A 20,096-nucleotide genomic window follows, 5' to 3' on the forward strand; every position below is an offset into this window, starting at 1 on the left:
CATACTAAAAATTAGTATTTTAAGCTCACAAAAAAAGCATTTAAAGGTAGCTAAGCCACTTTTAAATGCTTTTTCAACTCTATTATTTTTCAGTCACATATGCCCACTTAAAGCTAAATTCTGGACTGATATTATGTTTTACTACTCCCTTTATATTTGGTTGTAAAACATAAGAATCTCCACGTTGATATAAAGGTACAATCGCTACATCTTCTTCAAGTAATGTTTTTTCAGCTTTTCCTAACTCTTCCCAACGTTTTTTCGCATCGCTCATTAATTCCGTTCCAGCTTTTTTCACCATGCCATCATATTTAGGGTCAGAGAAGCTCATTTGGTTATGAGAATGTCCAGTCTCAAACATATCTAAGAACGTCATTGGATCTGCATAATCCGGATTCCATCCGCCATACGAAATATCATATTGTTGTTCAGTTTCTAATTTTAGTTTTTGCTTAAATGGTTGAAGTTTAATATTAACTGTTACACCTTTTAGGTTTTTCTCAATCTGATCTTTAATATATTCGCCAACTTTTTTCGCATTACCAGTATCGTAGTTTAAGAATTCAATCGTAACTTGATCTTTTCCAAGTTCTTTTTTCGCTTCTTCCCAAGCTGCAGCAGCTTTTTTAGGATTTGGTTTCAAACCGTTTTTAAATGTTTCTTGGAAGTCTTTACCGTCCGGTCCAGTTGCTAACCCTTTTGGTACTAAGAAGTCAGCTTCTTTTGATCCATCATTTAAAATTACATTTGCTAAATTCTTTTTATCAATTGATAGCGCAATTGCTTCACGTAATTTTTTGCTCTTTAATGGCGTGTCTTGTCCATCACGTTTTTGGTTCATACGAATGAAATACGTACTCACTTGTGAATATGTGCCAAATTCATCTTTCTTGCTTCTATATTTATCAACGAACTCTCCATTTAATAAAGCAAAGTCAACTTGACCGCTATCATATAGATTGACTAAAGTCGCAGCCTCTTTAACAACACTAAAGTTAACTTCTTCCAGTTTCACAGTCTTTTTATCCCAATATTGATCATTTTTCTTTAATTGCCATCCTTGTTCATGCTTCCAATCTTTAAGAACGAACGGTCCGTTATAGACAGTTGTATCAGACTCTAAACCGAACTTCTCGCCCTTTTCTTTTACGAACTTTTCATTTAATGGATAATATGATGGGAATGCTACTAAGTTTAAGAAGTACGGTACTGCTTGCTCTAACTCAACTTCAAGCGTAAGATCATCTACTGCTTTTACTCCTAATTCAGTTACAGGTTTTTCTCCTTTATTTACTACTTCTGCATTTTTAATCGGGAATGCGATAAATGCATACTCAGCAGCTGTTTTTGGATCTAATAGACGTTGCCAAGCGTATACGAAATCTTTCGCAGTTACTGGATCTCCATTTGACCATTTTGCATCTTTGCGTAGTTTGAACGTATATTTTTTACCATCTTCACTTTTCGTGCTAGATTCTGCTGCTGCTGGAATCGGCTTATTGTCTTTATCAAGACGATATAACCCTTCCATCGTATTACCTAGCATTTGTGAAGATACTGTATCAGTTGATTTTGAAGAGTCCATCGTCGGAATCTCTTGTGTTACTGTTCGATTTAACACTTGTTTTGCTGCTAATTTTTCCCCTGACTTACTATCTCCACTAGAGCTAGAATTTGTGCTTGTCTTCTTATCTCCACCTGATGTAGAACATGCTGTTAACGCCATGCTCATTGCTAAAACCGGTGCTACAACTGCTGTTAGTTTTTTCATTTGTTTCTTTTTCATTTTGTACCCTCCCTAATTCTTAACGATAGCTATTAAAGAATTTTCTGATAATTCTGTTTTTCTCTATATATTTATCAGACGATTCTTACTAATTCTTATTCTACTAATTTTTTAATTTTTGTAAAGTATTATTATTGAAAATTTTTAAAAAATTATTTTTTTACAGTAATATTCATAAAAATTCCATATGTTGTTCAAACCTTATTTTGCATTCATACACATTCGTTGTTTTAATCACTTTCATCTCATTTACCACTTGAATACTTGTTAATTATTGCTAATAAATAATGCATATATCTAAAAACATCTTTTCTACAAAAATAAAAAAGCAGACATTACATCTGCTTTAATTCTCCTCAATCTGTTTTTCACTTAATCCTAGATGTGTTCTAAGAGTATTACTCAAACTCTGTAGATCTTTTTTATTAGGATTATAATAATATACACGTTGCCCGTTTGGGCCATTAGGTAAGTATAAATCATCACCAGCTAATTGTATTTTTTCAACTGAACCGTTTAAACCGTATTTATAAAAAGATAAAATATCATCCATTACTAAATTTGTTTTAAAATCACCATCAACTGCCTCAACTATTTTTTCTAGCTTCGTAATCGATCCTACACTTTTTAATTTACTTAAAATCGCTTCAATAACAAGTTGTTGGCGCTGTCCTCTCATTGCATCACTATCAATATGGCGCGTTCTTGCTAGTGCAAGTGCTTCTTCCCCATTTAATTTTTGTAATCCTTTTTTCAAATGAATCGCATCAGGTTCATCTTTACTATTTTGCTCCGTAAATTCAACTGGGACATCCACTTCAATACCATCTAACCCATCAACAATTTTAGTAAAGGAACCAAAATTAAATTTCACAAAATAATCAACAGGCACCTGTAACAATTTTTCTACTGCTTCCACAGAAGCTTGCGGTCCTCCATCTTTACCATTTTTAACGAAACCACTTCCATATGCATGGGTTATTTTATCTTTTTTCTTTTCAACTGGAACATATGTATATGTATCACGCGGTATGCTCGTTAATTTCACTGTTTTATCGTCTTTATTAAAAGTCGCTAACAATAATGCATCTGTATGAAATGCACCATTATATTCCTTTTGTCGTTCTTGATTTTCATCAATTCCCATAATTAAAAGTGAAACATGATTTGCAATTGGCTTTACAGATTTCTCACGTAAATTGGATTTTTCACCTCGTGCTAAATTCAAATTAGATTTTTGTACAAGACTAGAAGTTTTCATATATACATAGGCTCCATAGCCAATTCCACCAAATAGTAATACCGCCAGTAGTAAACTTATTATCGTTTTCTTTTTATATTTTTGCTTATTTTTCTCTTCTCTTAAAGATGAATGATTACCCATTTACTCTCCTCCTGTTTCTATTCATCCAATATGTTTTTCATTTTTTCATATTTAGCACTATCCTTTTGAAACATACTTTCTTTCAATCCCTTATCTATTTGTATCCATTCAGTCGTAACTGAATATTGAATCAAGCCTTCTTGAAAACTAAGAAATTTCAACATAATCCCTGTATTTTTCTCCACAACCATTTCGAATTTCCCTCTTAAATCTTCAGAGGTGCTAACAGGCATCTCTATGTTTATAACTCCTTCAATTTTGTAACAATCTAATCCAAGATATTTCGTTTCTTTATAATTCCAATCTTTATATCGAATTAATAAATCTGCGAATTCTGATTGAATACTATATTTAGCTAGCCCTACATATTCATCATCATATCTCTTTTTCTCATCTGATTTTCTCACTAACCTTTCCGTAGGATTTAATTTTAATAGTTCATTGTTTCTTTCTTTCGGGTTCCATTTTTTCTCTTTATAGGTATACTTCTCATCATCAAATTCTTTTTTCTTCCCCTCGTTATATATAATTGTTCGTTTTTTGGCTAGTTTATCTTCTTTCGAAGAGATACCTCTTTGTTTCTCCGTATCAATCGCATACTTATATGTTGTAGCAATTCTTGATGAGCTAGAATATTCCTCAAATTGTCCTGAAATATTTTTAAAATAATCAATAGAATCTAGCATTTTTTGATGAATCTTTTCTTTATCTGGATAATGTACATTCGATTTTATTTCTTCTTCATTTTCATAATCAGAAAACGCTTTTTTCTTTACATATTCAAATACTCCACCATTTTGCGCAAAACTTTGTATAGAAAACTCAGACATAGATACCACTGAAAGTATACAAACCACTGCACTAATTATCATCATATGAATTTTGTAACTCTTGTTTTTTACCTTAAGATTATGTAGCGTGCTATTAATCTTTTCATTTAACTCTGGAGGTACTATAACATTTTCATCTTTTATTCTCTTTTTTAATTTCTCATCAAATAATTTTTCATTATCCATCCTTTACACCCCCTATTCCATCTTTAATCGTTTTTGTAGTTGTTCCCTCGCACGTGATAATCTTGATTTCACTGTTCCTTTCGGTATTTCTAACAGCTTTGCTATACTCTCTTGATGCATGTCTTCATAGTAATAAAGCACCGTAACAGCTCTTAATTCTTCATGTAACGATTGAATCGCATTACACAAATCTATATCTTCATACTGATCACACGCACTCATAATGTAATCATTCTCTTCTGTCACAATTACATTTTTATACGCTCTAATAATATTGTTACACTCATTTATTAGTATTCGAATTAACCAAGTTTGAAAAAATTCTTCTTTTTTTAATTTTTTTATATTTTCATAGGCTTTTAAAATTGTTGTCTGTATCGCATCCTCTATATTTGTCTCATCACGTAACATCGCCTTTGCTATTCGATACATCTTCGCTTTTTCTGTATGTATAAGCGCTATAAAGGCTTCATGATCACCTTTTTTCGCTAAAGAAACATCCGTTTCTTCTTTTACAATCATTTTATATAAAGGGATTACTTTCACAATTGCTCCTCCTGTTTCATCCTCACTTCATCACTTCCAATTTAACTTTACATGTATTAGACGTATGAACCTAGAAAAAGGTTCATTTTTTTGAATATTTTCTTAATTAAAAAGATAAATATCCTTTATAAGTGTTATGCGATAAACATACTAGTTTAAATTTACAAATAAAAAAAGCCCACTTTCTCAGTGGACTTTCTACTCTATAACGGTAAATCCCTCTTCCTAAATAATACAATCGCTACGATAAAAATACAAAGCGCTACAGTAGTTAAACCTATACTTACCGGCCATATATTATATGATCCTTCAGCAATTTCTTTCGGACGAAACAGCGTGAATAATGATAGGTTTTTCATCCATTCTAACTTATCACTTAACTTCCCTACCATATCCAATACGAAAAATAAAATAGTTAAACTCGCTGAATAACTTAGTGCTTTTCTTTCGTCATTACATATACAAGAAAAGAAAAATGAATACGCACTAATGACTAAAAATATGAGCCCTCCGACTACATTTATCTTCAAAAATAATTCTTTATTTAAGGTGTTATCTTGTAAAAACCATTCTGCACCTACTAACCCAGCTACATACGTAACAGATACAATAATTAGAAGTCCCAATATGAGAACAGCAGCTTGTGTAATCGCAATTTGCACTCTAGATACAGGTGTTGCTAGCAAGTATGCCATTGCTCCTTTATCTACATGACGAGCAATTAAATGTGTCGCAACTGTTACGCAAAAAATTGTTAAAATGATAATAAACAATAGACTATAGTATTCGCCCGCTAGAAAATCCATTACGTTTTGAATCGGACTTTCCATACCAACGATTTTTTTCACACTATCAGGCATGGCAGCTATTAATTCATTTAGCCCTTTCGCTGATACCATTGACGGGAATATCCAAATTAATAACCACAGATATAAAGCTGCACCAGACGCATAACTCAAAAACTTTTTTGTGTTTCTCTCAAACTAGCTAAAAATAATAGCTTATTCATGCGTTACCCCTTCTTTCTTATCGTAATAATGCATAAATAAATGTTCTAAATCCATCGCTCTCGTTTGAAGTGCCGTTACATTATAGTTTGAAAGTGTTTGTAAAACAGTTTGATAGTTTCCTTGTACAATGATAGATGCCTCTCTACCTTTTACCGCTTCAAATTGCAAATTACACTTTGTAAGGGACTCAATCTCTTCTTGTGATGATACTGTTACATCTATCACCTGTCTTCTCATACTTTGTAAATCGTGAATATTTTCAACCGTTACGAGTCGACCATCTTTAATAATAGCTACTCTGTCACAAGTTCTCTCAATTTCAGTAAAAATATGTGATGACATTAGGATTGTTTTTCCTCTTTGCTTTTCCTCTAATATTAAATCTATAAACACTTGTTGCATAAGTGGATCAAGTCCAGATGTTGGTTCATCTAAAATTAACACCTCTGGATCGTGCATAAATGCAGCGACTATCCCTACTTTTTGCTTCATTCCTTTAGACATTTTGCGAATCGGTGTTTTCACATCAAATTGCAGACGCTCTATCAGTTCATCTCGTCTTTTCGTATCCTTTAATCCACGCATTCCCTGCATTAATTTTAAAAACTCTAATCCATTCATTCCTTCAATAAAAGAAATTTCACCTGGCAAGTAACCAACTTCCCTTTGAATTTTCGCTGCTTCATTCCAACAATCTAATCCAAAAATTGTCGCTTTACCAGCTGTCGGTTTTATAAATCCCATTAAATTACGAATCGTCGTTGATTTTCCGGCACCATTCGGTCCTAAATAACCAAATACTTCTCCCTCTTTTACATCAAATGTAATATGAAACAAACCTTTTCCATTCGAAAACTGTTTTGTGACATCTTGAACTGAAATCATAATTCCACCTCATTTTTTGAAATATTTAATGTTTGATATTTCAAAATTATTGTACTCCTCATCTTCCATATTCGCAACAACTTTTTGAAATATTTATTAGTCCATATTTCAAAATTATTGTTTTCCATTATTTTTTCTTGTATATTTTAAGTGAGGTGATTGCATTGAACGGCTTTGAAAGAGTAAAAGAAAAGAAAAAGCGTGCCATTAAAGAAGCAGCATTCGTATTATTTTCAGAACGTGGATTTAATGAAGTGAAAATAGAACATATCGCAAAAGAAGCAAACGTTTCTCAAGTTACAATTTATAATCATTTCGGAAGTAAAGATGCGTTATTTAGGGAGCTTATACAAGAATTTATCATATCTGAATTTCAATATTATAAAGAGCTTGCAGAAGAAAAATTACCTTTTCATGATATGATGCAAAAAATGATTGTAAGAAAAATGAATACTGGCGGATTATTTCAACCTGATATGTTACTACAAATGATGCAAAGGGACGAAGAACTCCGTAAGTTTATTTATAGTTATCAAAATGAAAAAATCCTACCCTGGTATTTAGAAATATTAGAACAAGCTCAGCGCAAAAACGAAATTAATCCACACCTTACTAAAGAAATGATGTTACTTTACATTCAAATGTTTACAAAATTAGGTGATGAATTTGGAGCACAACTTCTTGAAGGAGATCGGGAAAAACATATAAAAGATATCGTTACGATGTTCTTTTATGGACTGTCCGTCCCAGAAAAATAATTGTTTCTAAAAAACAAATACAATCACCAAAAAGCCCTTTGGATATTTAAATCTCAAGGGCTTTTTCATATCAAATAAATAGCTAAAACTAACTTTATCTTAAAGAAGTTAAATGCTGCTTTATAGATAACACCTTATTATAGATTAACTCTTTTAGCATAACAGGCTGAATTGAAATAATCGTTTCACCGAAATTCAGAAAATAATTTGAAATAAAATCAGATTCTTGCTTGTTAAAATAGCCTGTTATAATGTAATTTTCATTTTCCTTTTGCAACCTCATGGAAAGGTAATTCTCTTTATCAAAAATGTCTTTTCCTTTTTGATTAACAATGACGCTAAAATCAATTGCATCAGACTTTCTGTGAAAGGTAGTAAGATAACTTAATAATTCTTCAAGATTTTTTGGATGAACATTGCTTGTTTCCACAATAGAAAGAATTTTATCACATCTAATTATTTGAACATGATTTGTCTCAAAATTAAAGATTTTAGCATACCACTGGCCAAATTTAGATTCTATTCGAATAAATTGGGCAACCAATGCTTTCTCCTCACCTTTTTTTAAATATGTTAAATGATAAACTTGCTCAGCAAAAATTCCCTGTAAAATTTCTTTTAAGAACGGACTAAAATTACTATGATTTGTTACTTCAAAGGAAAGCGTTCGTTCCATAATTGAAATATTTTTACTCACATTATCAGGTAATACATGTTTAAATTTATTTTCAAGCGCAATACTTTCTACATTAAATGGTTTTGTCTTGTATCCATTTAGCGTAAGAATTGAAAAGTATAACGCATACATTTCATCCACACTAAAATAAATTGGCGATAACACACTATTTTCTATAATTTTATAACTTCCATTTCTACCTAATTCAGAATATATGGGTACACCTATTTCTTCCAATGATTGAATATCTCGCAACGCAGTACTTTTAGAAATATCATATCTAGCCATTAAATCTTTTAAATTAAAATATCTTTTATTATTTAAGAAAATAAGCATGTCATTTATTCGTTCAGTTTTTTTCATATTTCCCTCCCAAAAAGGTATCATGTATTGAAACCTTTTTAATCTATATTATAATTATCAACTAATAAAGGAGTTATATATTTATGACATTAGAGATAGCTATTTTTCTTTCAATGAACGGGCAAGCAAAGGAGGCGATTAACTTTTATACACGTAATTTAGAAGCCAAAAAATTAATGATTGTTACGTATGAAGAACTGGCGAAAAGAGATAGTTCTTTTAAAATTACAAGTGAAAATAAAGATCATATTGCTCACTCTGTTTTACAAATTGGGAATACAAAGCTAATGATAGCAGAAGATACAATGAAGCATAATGAACGTTATAACGTTGGAAATAACATGTCACTTTGCATTCAAAGCGCTAATTTAGAAGAAATACAACGGTTTTATAATAATTTAATTTCCGATAAGCATGTGAAAATAATCTCTCCGCTAGAAAAAAATATATTTAGTGAAGCATATGGTATTATTGAAGATCCTTATGGCATACAAATCCAATTAATGTATGATAAACGACTAAACTAATTAATTAATCATATTCACATATTCCTAATAAAAAAGACACGAATTTCGTGTCTTTTTATTTTATAGAAATGACTCTACCCTTTTCACTACTTTCAATCGCTAATTGAATCATTTTAATAACATCTAAACCTTCTTTTGCTGTTACAGGTAGTTCCTCACCATTTAATATACTATCTCGTACACCTTTATAATAATTGTCATAACAACCGACTTCTGTTGGAATACGCTCTAAGCTTTCTTCTGTTTCTAAAGTAGCAAAATTCTCTTCATCGTCTACTCCATAACCGTTATCACCTGGCTTCATTCCATTTTTTAATTGCTCTTCCTGCGAATCCATACCGTACTTCACGATAGAACCTTTCTCTCCATGCACTATAAAATGTGGTCCAGCTTTTTTCACATAACTGCTACTACGTAAAATGACACGTTTAACTCCGTAATGAAGTACTATGTGGAAATAATCATCCACCTCTGCACCTGGTCGTTGTTTTATTACATCTGCACTTATCGCATCTGGTTTCCCGAATATTGATAACGCTTGGTCAATTAAATGTGATCCTAAATCGTATAATATACCGGAGCCTGGTAGATTTTTTTCTCTCCATCGATCACGTACATGTGGACGGAAACGATCAAAATTCGATTCATATGCGTATACATTCCCTACTCTGTTTTCTCCTAACAATTTCTTAATTGTTAAGAAATCATTATCAAAACGACGATTATGATATACGCTTAACATTACATTATGCTGCTCTGCTAATGAAATAAGCTCTTCCCCTTCTTCAATTGAGACAACAAATGGTTTTTCTACAACAACATGCTTACCTTTTAAAATTGCTTCTTTTACATATGGAAAATGAGTTGTATTAGGTGATGTAATAACAACTAAGCCAACATCAGCTCGCTTCACCAATTCATCAATTGTACTAACAACATTAGCGTTTGGTAATGTGTCTTTTACTACCTCTTCTTTTGAGGATAATACAGCACGAATATCATATTCTTCTATTGTTTGTAATAGTGGGATATGAAATGTCGTACTAGAAAAACCAAATCTTACAATCCTTACACCTATTTTTTTCATGTTGCCCCTCCATTTGTGCCGCTTTAACGAGCAGTAAGATTCTTAACCCAAAATTCAGTGAAAGATAAGGAATTAGGTGAGGAATCAACTGCTTGTTAAAGCCCGATTAGTTGAACTTTATGAGAACGATTTCATTCAGTTATTATAACAAGATTATTATTATTTACATAATAAATTGCCTAGAAAAAAGCATCTTGCTACTATTCATAGCAAGATGCCCTCTTTATTCTGGTCTTTTCTTCGTCCACGTTTCTACTACTTCACCAGTATCATTAACATCTAGCACAAGGCTACCATTACTATACCGGTCTTTATTTCGATACGCTTTCGGATCAATTTCTTCTACAATGTTTTTCTCTGTCTTCATGTAAACTAATTCATCGTCCCGAACGATTTCAATACCGACAATGCGGTACGGATTACGTTTTAATTCTTTGAAAATAACAAGACCTCGCTTCGCCCTCGTTGATTTCTCAATTTCTGATGCTTTTAGGCGTTTTACAGCACCGCGCTGTGTTACGAGAATAAGTTGATCTTTGTCACCATTTAACGGTTTACCAGAAGCGACATAGTCATCTTCTTTTAAATTAATTGCTTTCACTCCAGCAGCTCTTACCCCGACTGGACTTACTTCCTCTTCATGGAAAATAAGTGCATATGCACCGTGTGTAGCAAGAACAATATCACTCGTTCCATCTGTCGCAAATATATCGACAACTTCATCATCTTTTTTCAAGTTTACAGCAACGAATGCCCTTGAATAACGCTGAACTTTATATTGATTTAATTCTGTTTTCTTTATCATACCATTTCGTGTTACAAATACGATAAATCGTTTTTCTTCCTCAAAGTTCGGTACAACCGTTGCCCAAATGATTGTTTCATCCCGGTCGAGTGAAACGATATTAGCAACGTGCTGACCTAAATCTTTCCAACGAATATCTGGCATTTCGTATACTGGCAGATATATATAGTTTCCTTTATTCGTAAATAAGAGGACTGTCTCTGTCGTATTCGTATCGAATCGTTCAAGTAAGATGTCACCCTCTTTCATACCGAAGTCTTTGCCGTTTGAGGCATTATGTGAGCGCCATCCAGTACGTTTCACATATCCTTCTTTCGTTACAGTAACGATGACATCTTCTTGTGGGATCATCACTTCTACATCGATTTTAATTTCCTCGATTTGATCTTCAATAATCGCGCGTCGATCATCACTATACGTTTTCTTAACTCTCTTTAAATCAGTTTTAATTACTTGAAGCAATCTTTTTTCACTTTGTAAAACTGCCTGTAGCTCAATAATTTTCTTATTAAGCTCATCTGCTTCTTCTTGTAACGCCGTAATGTCTGTATTCGTTAAGCGATATAATTGCAAGGAAACAATTGCTTCTGCCTGTGCTTCTGTAAAACCAAATTTTGCACTTAAATTATCTTTCGCGTTACGTTTATCTTTTGAAGCTCGAATTGTCTCAATTACTTGGTCTAAAATCGATAATGCTTTCTTTAAACCTTCTACAATATGTTGACGATTTTCTGCTTTTCTTAATTCATATTGCGAACGTCTCGTAATAACCTCTTTTTGATGTCCAATATAAGCATCTAAAATTTTCGGTAATGTCATAAGTGTTGGACGACGATTATTGATCGCTACCATATTAAAGTTATATGGAATTTGCAAATCTGTATTTTTATATAAATAATTTAAAATACCTTCGGCGTTTGCTTCTTTCTTTAATTCAACAACAATTCGTAAACCAGTACGATCTGTCTCATCACGCACTTCAGCAATACCATCTAACTTTTTATCTAGACGTAATTCATCCATTTTCTTTACAAGGTTTGCCTTATTCACTTCGTAAGGAATTTCAGTGATTACAATTTGTTGTTTCCCACCACGCACTGTTTCAACTTCTGCTTTTCCGCGAATAATAATTTTACCTTTACCTGTTTCATACGCCTTTTTAATACCATCAATCCCCTGAATAATACCGCCTGTTGGGAAATCTGGTCCTTTCATAACTGTTAATAAATCATCAACAGTACTATTTGGCTTATCAATACGCATCATTGTAGCATCAATAACTTCTCCAAGATGATGCGGAGGAATTTCTGTTGCATAACCAGCGGAAATCCCTGTAGATCCGTTCACTAATAAATTCGGGAACGCTGCTGGTAATACAACTGGTTCTTCACTCGTATCATCAAAGTTTGATACGAATTCTACTGTTTCTTTATCAAGATCACGTAATAACTCAGATGCAATTGGTGATAAACGAGCTTCCGTATAACGCATTGCTGCTGCTGGATCCCCGTCAACACTACCGTTATTACCATGCATTTCAACTAAAACATTACGTACTTTCCAAGTTTGGCTTAAACGTACCATCGCCTCATATACAGAGGAATCACCATGTGGATGATAATTACCAATAACGTTACCGACTGTTTTAGCTGACTTACGGAACGCTTTATCATGTACATTACCTTCTACATACATAGAATATAAAATACGTCTTTGTACTGGCTTTAAGCCGTCACGCGCATCTGGAAGTGCACGATCTTGAATAATATATTTACTATAACGTGCAAAGCGATCACCTAACACGTCTTCAAGCGGGAGGTCATGAAACTTCTCTGCTTGCATGTTATTCCACCTCCGTCTCCATAATCATTTCATTTTCTAAAATATTTCCTTCTTCTTGCATACCAAACTGTACATTACGTTCAATCCATTTACGGCGCGGTTCTACTTTATCGCCCATTAACGTTGTAACGCGGCGCTCTGCCCTAGCTGCATCATCAATTTTCACGCGAATTAATGTACGCGTTTCAGGATTCATTGTTGTTTCCCATAATTGATCCGCATTCATTTCACCAAGTCCTTTATAACGTTGTAACATATAGCCTTTTCCAACTTTTTTCGTTACACCGTCTAATTCCTCATCTGACCAAGCGTATTCAATTACCTCACTCTTACCTTTTCCTTTACTTACTTTGTATAAAGGAGGAAGTGCGATAAATACTTTACCAGCTTCGATAAGTGGCTTCATATATCTGTAGAAGAACGTTAATAACAATACTTGAATATGAGCCCCATCCGTATCGGCATCGGTCATAATTACAACTTTATCGTAGTTAATATCTTCAACATCAAATTCATTTCCTACACCGCCGCCAATCGCATAAATGATTGTATTAATCTCTTCATTCTTAAAGATATCAGCAAGCTTTGCTTTTTCTGTATTAATTACTTTACCACGTAGCGGTAATACGGCCTGGAAACGTCGGTCTCGTCCTTGTTTTGCAGAACCACCGGCAGAGTCACCCTCTACTAGGTATAGTTCATTTTTTTGCGGGTTACGTGATTGTGCAGGTGTTAATTTCCCGCTTAACGTACCTTCTGATTTTTTCTTTTTCTTACCACTACGCGCTTCTTCTCTTGCTTTACGGGCTGCTTCACGGGCTTGTGCTGCTTTAATTGCTTTTCTCACAAGAAGTGTAGCTACATCAGGGTTTTCTTCTAAAAAGTATGCTAAATGCTCAGATACAATGGCATCAATTGAAGAACGCGCTTCACTTGTACCTAGTTTCCCCTTCGTTTGCCCTTCAAACTGAAGCACTTCTTCTGGTACACGTACCGAAACGATAGCCGCTACACCTTCACGAATATCTGTACCTTCTAAGTTTTTATCTTTTTCTTTTAATAGTGCTACTTTACGAGCATACTCGTTAAACACACGCGTCATCGCTGTTTTAAATCCAGCTTCATGTGTTCCACCATCTTTTGTACGTACATTATTTACAAACGATAAAATGTTTTCTGAGTAGCCATCGTTAAATTGAAATGCTAGTTCTGCTTCAATCCCATTTTGTTCACCAGTGAAATATACAACTGGGTGAATTGAATCTTTTTCTTCGTTTAAATAGGAAACGAAAGCTTCAATTCCTGTTTCATAATGAAAGACATCTTCTAAATCATTTCGTTCATCTTTTATTGAGATTTTCATCCCTTTTAATAAGAATGCAGATTCGCGTAATCTCTCACATAATGTTTCATAGTTATAATTTGTAGTGCTGAAGATCGTTGTATCTGGTTTGAAATGCATTGTTGTACCAGATTCTTTCGTCTTTCCGATTTTCTCAAGCGTCGTTACAGGAATACCACCATTTTCAAAGCGTTGTTCATAAATATTTCCGTCACGCTTAATCGTTACGACTAACCATTCAGACAAGGCGTTTACAACTGATGCCCCAACACCGTGTAAACCACCACTCGTTTTGTAACCACCTTGACCAAACTTACCACCGGCATGAAGTACAGTTAAAATAACTTCAGGTGTAGGTTTCCCAAGTTTATGCATTCCCGTAGGCATTCCTCGCCCTTTATCTATAACGCTAATACTATTATCTTTATGTATTACGACTGAAATTTCGTCGCCAAATCCCGCTAACGCTTCGTCAACGGAGTTATCTACTATTTCATATACTAAATGATGCAATCCACGGCTGTCCGTGCTCCCGATATACATACCCGGGCGTTTTCGAACGGCTTCAAGTCCTTCTAACACTTGAATCGCATCTTCATTATATTGGAACTGATGCTTCGCCAAACTCCTTGCCCCTTTCCTAATCCAAAATCAGAACATATGTTTCTATTATAGAATAACGCCTCGACTATCGTTTTGGCAAGTTATCTTATCTCTTTTATATACCATTTTCAATAGAAAAATCCTTGTTTTCTCACAAGGATTCCTCTAGGCTACTATTTCAGAAAAATAATCGTTTGTCAACGAGAAATGGATATGTATTCCAAGATTACACATTCCAAACCTTTATTATGATCCAAATGATCAAGATCCAAAACGGGATTACAAGTAACAATCCCCAAAAACAGCCTTTAAAAAATCTCATGATGAACACCTCGTTCATCGGCCCTACTTATCTATAATGAGGGCTGAATCAATCTTTCTACCTTTAAATCTATACTATTTTGTCATCGCATGTTCTACTTTAATACAACGATCCATTATTACAATATAGTCTTTTTCTTTTAAAAGTTTATATGTATCCTCATCTTGTACTCCTAATTGTGCCCAAAAAACATCTGCATCAATCTCTACAAATTCTTTTGCAACATCCATTAAAAACTCTGAGCGACGAAATACATTTACAATGTCAACGTGTTCCTTAATATCCTTTAGTGAAGAAACTGCCTTTTCTCCGAGCACCTCATCTACTGTTGGATTAACTGGAATAATGCGGTATCCAGCATCTTGCATTGCTTTTGAAACCATATACGATGTACGTTCTGGCTTATCTGATAATCCAACAACCGCAATTGTTTTGCTTTTCTTTAACACTTCACCAATTTCCGTACGAGTTGGGTTTTCAATTGTCATAATTAATCCCTCCTATTCCTTTAGTATAGCCGATAAAGAAAGTCTCTTTCAATATGAAAGAGACTTTCTTTTATTTCGATTATTGATTCTTTGTAGCTGAATTATCTGCTAAAGTAGCCGATTTCGTCATTTTTTGACCGTTACGGTAGAATGTAACTTCTACTTTCTCGCCTACTTTTTTCTTTTCATATAAATATTTACGGAATTGAAGAGCATTCTCTACTTTTTGATTATCTAATGCTACTACAATATCATATTGCTCTAAACCAGCTTTTTCAGCTGGTGATATTGGGTAAATTTTACCTAATACAACGCCGTTTGTTACTTCTTTCGGTACTTTCAATTGATTGACTGCATAAGCTTGCACATCTTCTAGTGAAACAACACCTACTCCAAGAGCTGGACGTTTTACTACTCCATCTTTTTCAAGAGATTCAATAACTGGTTTTGCGATGTTAATTGGAATAGCAAATCCAATTCCTTCAACTTCTTGCTGTGCAATTTTACTTGAATTAATCCCAATTATTTCACCATTTTGGTTAAATAATGCACCACCACTATTACCTGGATTAATCGCTGCATCCGTTTGAATAACTTGTGCTTGCCAATCTGGTCGTTTATCCCCATCAATATCAACCGGAATTTCGCGTTCTTTACTACTGATTATACCTTCCGTTACACTTCCATCAAATCCAAGTGGATTACCGATTGCAATGGCTTTTTCACCCGCACGAAGTTTACTTGAATCACCTAAAGTGGCAACTTTATTTACATTAGATCCATCAATTTCAACAACCGCTAAGTCTAACCAAGGGTCCTTACCAACTAATTTCGCATCAACTTGCTTTCCGTCGCTCAGCTTCACAGCAAGTTTATTTGCTCCATCTACTACGTGGTTGTTTGTTACAATATATGCTTTATTTCCTGCTTTTTTATAAATAACACCTGATCCTGAACCGGCTTGTTGTTCTTGACCTGTCGGTTGCATTGCAAATGGATCAACACTTTGTTGCATATTAATAACACCTACAACAACATCTTTCGCCCCTTCAATCATACCAGGTAAATCAGTTTCATTTTTCGCTTTATTTACAACAGGAACTACAGTACCTTCTACTTTTGAATCCGAACTAAATGATGATACTGGCGCTCCATTATTTTGAGCCCATGGCATATATGGTGCTGCAAAACTAATCGAAACCGCTCCGACTACAGCTCCCACTAAACCTGTGAAGAAATAGCCTTTTTTACTACCTGATTTTCTCACTTCTCTCGTTTCACTATGCTCTTCATTTAAATTTGGTCCATCGTAATATCCCATGTTTTATTTCCCCTCTCTGGTGAATTCGTATTTTCAGTATAGTCACGTTTTGTGTCCTTCTTGTGAACTCATCGTGAAATCCAATTAAAAAAATACACTTATCTAACATTGTAGACAAAAAAAGTATTTTTTGTACATTTTACCTTCAAAAGAGAGTATAAAATTACCATTTCCCTAGGCTAAATTACACAAATCGTTCTAGATTATTCTTCAAATTTATAACCAACTCGAATAACAGTACCGATATGCTTCGCTTTATCTCCTAGCTTATTTCGAAGTTTTTTAATATGGGTATCAACCGTTCGGTCATCACCGTAATAGTCATATCCCCATAACTGGTCTAATAAATGTTGACGTGATAACACAATTCCTTTGTTCTCCATTAAATACACAAGAAGTTCAAATTCTTTATGTGTCAATATAATTTCTTCTCCATCTACTAAAACAGTTCTAGATAGACGATTCACTTCTATTCCAGCTAAAGACATAGCATTTTCTTCCGCTACTCCTACCGCACCATCCGCACGTTTCAATAACGTCTTTGCACGAGCTACTAATACTTTCGGGCTAAATGGTTTCGTTACATACTCGTCTGCACCTAATTCGAAACCTAGCAATGTATCATCCTCATCCGAACGCGCTGTCAACATAATAATTGGTACTGCTGATTCTTTTCTAATTCTTCTACAAACAGACCATCCATCTATTTCCGGTAACATAATATCTAACATAATTAAATCAATTTCATGCTCTGCAAATAACTCTAGCGCTTTTTTTCCATCTTCTGCTTCGATTACTTCAAAGCCTTCATTACGAAAATAATCACTAACAATTTCACGTAATCTTCTTTCATCTTCAACAAGCAATACCGTTTTGTTCATATAATCTATCCCGCCTTTTTACTCTTTCAATCGAATAATACGTTGATTGGAGCTTCCGCGAAATGGAAGTGTTAAATCTTTTTCCTCAATTTCAAACCTTCCATCGACTAAAACATCCCCATAATGTAACAACTCTATCATATCATTATTTTGAGAACTCTGTATCTCTTCTAACGTATAACCTGTATACATCCATAGGTTTTTTTTCAAATCTTTCCCGATTTTTGCTACCTTTTTCACTTCAGCAGCTTGAAAAAATGGATCTCCACTTGAAAATGTTACATCAGTTAATGGATTACTTGCAATCTCTTTCACAATTTCTTCTACTGTCATTTCCGTTCCGTTGCAAATATTCCACGATTTCGGATTGTGGCAACCAACGCAACGATGCGGACAGCCCGCAAAAAACACGACTGTCCGCAATCCTTCTCCATCTACTACACTATCATGAATAATATTCATCACTTTCATTTATGTTTCACCCGATCTATCTCTTCACTACGTTTCGCACTATTCCACTTTGACATATCTCCTACAAGATAGCCTGTTATACGGCGAATTCTTTCTATATTAGCCTCATCTTCATTCCCGCAACTTGGACATTCATTCCCAATAACCCCGTGATAACTACAGCACTTACAACGGTCAACAGGATGATTAATTGAACCGTATCCAACGCCATGTTCTGCCATGGCTTGTACAATTTGTTTTAATGCCTTTTTGTTATGCATTGCTGCTCCGTCTAGTTCAATATAAGTAATATGTCCCCCGTTACATAGAGCATGGAACGGACCTTCTAAACGAATTTTATTTATCGCTTGAATGTTATAATAAACTGGAATATGGAATGAATTCGTATAGTAATTATGGTTCGTTATACCGCTAATCACGCCAAATTCTTTTCTATCTTTTTTCACAAACTTCCCTGATAATCCTTCTGCTGGAGTTGCAATTACTGAGAAATTCAGTTGATGTTCTTCTGTCGCTTTATCCATTCTATCTCTCATAAAGGAAATAATTTCATACCCAAGTTTCCATGATTCTTCATCTTCCCCATGATGCTTTCCTGTTAAAGCTACTAAACATTCCGCAAGTCCGATAAAACCAATACTTAACGTCCCTTGTTTTAAAATCGAGGCTACGGAGTCTTCAGGCTGCAACGTTTCTCCACCACGCCATACACCTTGTGAATATAAAAACTGAAAATCTCTTGCTCGCTTCGTACATTGATACGCATATCTTTCTAATAGCTGCTTAATTCCTAAATCTAAATAATAGTTTAGCGCTTCAAAAAACGCTTCTTTTGAACCACTAATTAACGCTAATTTCACTAAATTAATAGACGTAAATGATAAATTCCCTCTACCAATCGCTGTTTCTTCTCCATGTATATTAGACATAACACGGGTACGACATCCCATGTAACATACTTCACTTTCTGGTCTTCCATCATAATGCACTGCATTAAACGGAGCATCTAAAAATGAAAAGTTAGGGAATAATCGCTCTGCGGTTGTCTCTAATGCTAATTCAAATAAATCGTAGTTCGGATCACTTTCTTCAAAATTCACACCTTTTTTCATCTTGAAAATTTGAATCGGAAAAATCGGTGTCTCTCCTTTACCAAGTCCAGCTTGTGTCGCTTTTAAAAGTTGTTTAATTAACATTCTTCCTTCTTTTGATGTATCTGTTCCATAATTAATAGAAATAAACGGTACTTGTCCTCCGCCCCTACTATGCATACTATTCGAATTATGAACGAAAGCCTCACACGCTTGATACGTATCATTTTCCGTTTCTTTCCATGCAAATTCTTCTATTTGTTCTTTCTTAAGCGGATATGATTGTAATCGTTTTTTATGTCTCTCAATTGTTTTTCGTACATAAGGTGCTAAATCAATATCAAAGAGTGCAAACGATTGACCACCATGCTGCATATTTTGATTCGCTTGAAAAATAATAGACGAAAGAGCCAATGCACTTTTAATGTCTTGCGGTTGTCTCATATGTCCATGTCCAGTATGAAAACCGTTAGCAAGCATTTGCGCTAACGGAATTTGTGAACAAGTCGTCGTTCCTGTTGCATAAAAATCTAAATCATGTGGATATAATATATTTTCATTTATCGCTTTTTTCACTTGATCTGACAATAAATTCTCAACAGCATAATATTTTGCACTCTCAGATGCGAACGTTCCCATTACGCCCATTGGAGAGCGGCCGTCTACATTTGCATTTTCTTGCATCAAATCTTGTTCATTGCCGTGGACTATTGTCTCAAACACTTTCATTAATTCTTCTCCACGTGTATTATTTTGTAACATTTATAACCCTCCACCAATATGTTGTTATCTTTTGATTAAAATGTTACTACATATAGTCTTACTGTTTCTGTGAGAAATGTAACATTACTGTGAAATTTTTTTCACGAAATAATGAATTTTTCATTTACAA

Annotated in this window: 16 protein-coding genes and 1 pseudogene; 2 read left to right on the top strand and 15 right to left on the bottom strand. The window is 34.2% G+C overall.

Going from position 1 to position 20,096, the window contains the following annotated elements; genetic code table 11:
- Positions 1–82 precede the first annotated feature (82 nt).
- From BC_RS17885 to BC_RS17910, 6 genes and pseudogenes are all read right to left on the bottom strand, one after another.
- Positions 83–1,786: a peptide ABC transporter substrate-binding protein gene (locus BC_RS17885; protein ID WP_000730166.1), complete on the bottom strand. Its 1,704-nt coding sequence runs from the start codon at positions 1,784–1,786 to the stop codon at positions 83–85.
- 346 nt (positions 1,787–2,132) lie between these two features.
- On the bottom strand, positions 2,133–3,170 hold the full coding sequence (locus BC_RS17890) for an LCP family protein (protein WP_000526730.1): 1,038 nt from the start codon (positions 3,168–3,170) through the stop codon (positions 2,133–2,135).
- 17 nt (positions 3,171–3,187) lie between these two features.
- A complete protein-coding gene (locus tag BC_RS17895) occupies positions 3,188–4,186 on the bottom strand; it encodes an ECF-type sigma factor negative effector (RefSeq protein ID WP_000368254.1) in 999 nt (332 codons plus the stop codon).
- A 12-nt stretch (positions 4,187–4,198) separates the two neighbouring features.
- A complete protein-coding gene (locus BC_RS17900; RefSeq protein ID WP_000864729.1) occupies positions 4,199–4,732 on the bottom strand; it encodes a sigma-70 family RNA polymerase sigma factor in 534 nt (177 codons plus the stop codon).
- Between the two features lie 203 nt (positions 4,733–4,935).
- Positions 4,936–5,741 (bottom strand): annotated as a pseudogene (locus tag BC_RS17905) (ABC transporter permease subunit).
- Positions 5,734–6,627 carry an ABC transporter ATP-binding protein gene (locus tag BC_RS17910; protein ID WP_000626569.1) on the bottom strand — a complete coding sequence of 298 codons (894 nt, stop codon included), beginning with the start codon at positions 6,625–6,627 and terminating at the stop codon, positions 5,734–5,736. The pseudogene BC_RS17905 and the gene BC_RS17910 overlap by 8 nt, the downstream one beginning before the upstream one ends.
- Positions 6,628–6,782: 155 nt before the next feature.
- Here BC_RS17910 and BC_RS17915 point away from each other — a divergent pair, with 155 nt between their 5' ends.
- Complete coding sequence (locus tag BC_RS17915) at positions 6,783–7,385, top strand: TetR/AcrR family transcriptional regulator (RefSeq protein WP_002041614.1); 603 nt, start codon at positions 6,783–6,785, stop codon at positions 7,383–7,385.
- A gap of 94 nt (positions 7,386–7,479) precedes the next feature.
- On the opposite strand, the gene BC_RS17920 is transcribed toward BC_RS17915, so the two are convergent.
- A complete protein-coding gene (locus BC_RS17920) occupies positions 7,480–8,448 on the bottom strand; it encodes a helix-turn-helix transcriptional regulator (RefSeq protein WP_011110297.1) in 969 nt (322 codons plus the stop codon).
- A 59-nt stretch (positions 8,449–8,507) separates the two neighbouring features.
- On the opposite strand from BC_RS17920, the gene BC_RS17925 reads away from it, so the two are divergent.
- Positions 8,508–8,951, top strand: a complete 444-nt coding sequence (locus tag BC_RS17925; protein ID WP_000171342.1) for a VOC family protein — start codon at positions 8,508–8,510, stop codon at positions 8,949–8,951.
- A gap of 55 nt (positions 8,952–9,006) precedes the next feature.
- Here BC_RS17925 and BC_RS17930 read toward each other — a convergent pair whose 3' ends face one another.
- The 8 genes from BC_RS17930 to BC_RS17965 all read right to left on the bottom strand — a co-directional run bounded on the left by BC_RS17930 (position 9,007) and on the right by BC_RS17965 (position 19,966).
- Positions 9,007–10,038 (bottom strand): oxidoreductase, encoded by a 1,032-nt coding sequence (locus BC_RS17930; protein ID WP_000719807.1) that lies wholly within the window; start codon positions 10,036–10,038, stop codon positions 9,007–9,009.
- Between the two features lie 223 nt (positions 10,039–10,261).
- A complete protein-coding gene (gene parC, locus BC_RS17935) occupies positions 10,262–12,685 on the bottom strand; it encodes a DNA topoisomerase IV subunit A (RefSeq protein WP_001147466.1) in 2,424 nt (807 codons plus the stop codon).
- Position 12,686: 1 nt separating this feature from the next.
- Positions 12,687–14,651 carry a DNA topoisomerase IV subunit B gene (gene parE, locus BC_RS17940; protein ID WP_001062193.1) on the bottom strand — a complete coding sequence of 655 codons (1,965 nt, stop codon included), beginning with the start codon at positions 14,649–14,651 and terminating at the stop codon, positions 12,687–12,689.
- Between the two features lie 375 nt (positions 14,652–15,026).
- The gene (locus tag BC_RS17945) at positions 15,027–15,440 is read right to left on the bottom strand and encodes a CoA-binding protein (RefSeq protein WP_000151389.1); all 414 of its coding nucleotides are present in this window, start codon (positions 15,438–15,440) and stop codon (positions 15,027–15,029) included.
- A gap of 79 nt (positions 15,441–15,519) precedes the next feature.
- Entirely contained in the window at positions 15,520–16,761 is a 1,242-nt protein-coding gene (locus tag BC_RS17950; protein ID WP_000542646.1) for a S1C family serine protease, read from the bottom strand.
- Between the two features lie 203 nt (positions 16,762–16,964).
- Entirely contained in the window at positions 16,965–17,642 is a 678-nt protein-coding gene (locus tag BC_RS17955; protein ID WP_001044679.1) for a response regulator transcription factor, read from the bottom strand.
- 18 nt (positions 17,643–17,660) lie between these two features.
- Positions 17,661–18,113, bottom strand: a complete 453-nt coding sequence (nrdG, locus tag BC_RS17960) for an anaerobic ribonucleoside-triphosphate reductase activating protein (protein ID WP_000867082.1) — start codon at positions 18,111–18,113, stop codon at positions 17,661–17,663.
- Positions 18,110–19,966: an anaerobic ribonucleoside triphosphate reductase gene (locus tag BC_RS17965; RefSeq protein WP_000940078.1), complete on the bottom strand. Its 1,857-nt coding sequence runs from the start codon at positions 19,964–19,966 to the stop codon at positions 18,110–18,112. Before BC_RS17965 ends, nrdG begins: the two co-directional genes overlap by 4 nt.
- Positions 19,967–20,096: the final 130 nt, after the last annotated feature.

The organism is Bacillus cereus ATCC 14579 (assembly GCF_000007825.1).
Classification (GTDB): domain Bacteria; phylum Bacillota; class Bacilli; order Bacillales; family Bacillaceae_G; genus Bacillus_A; species Bacillus_A cereus.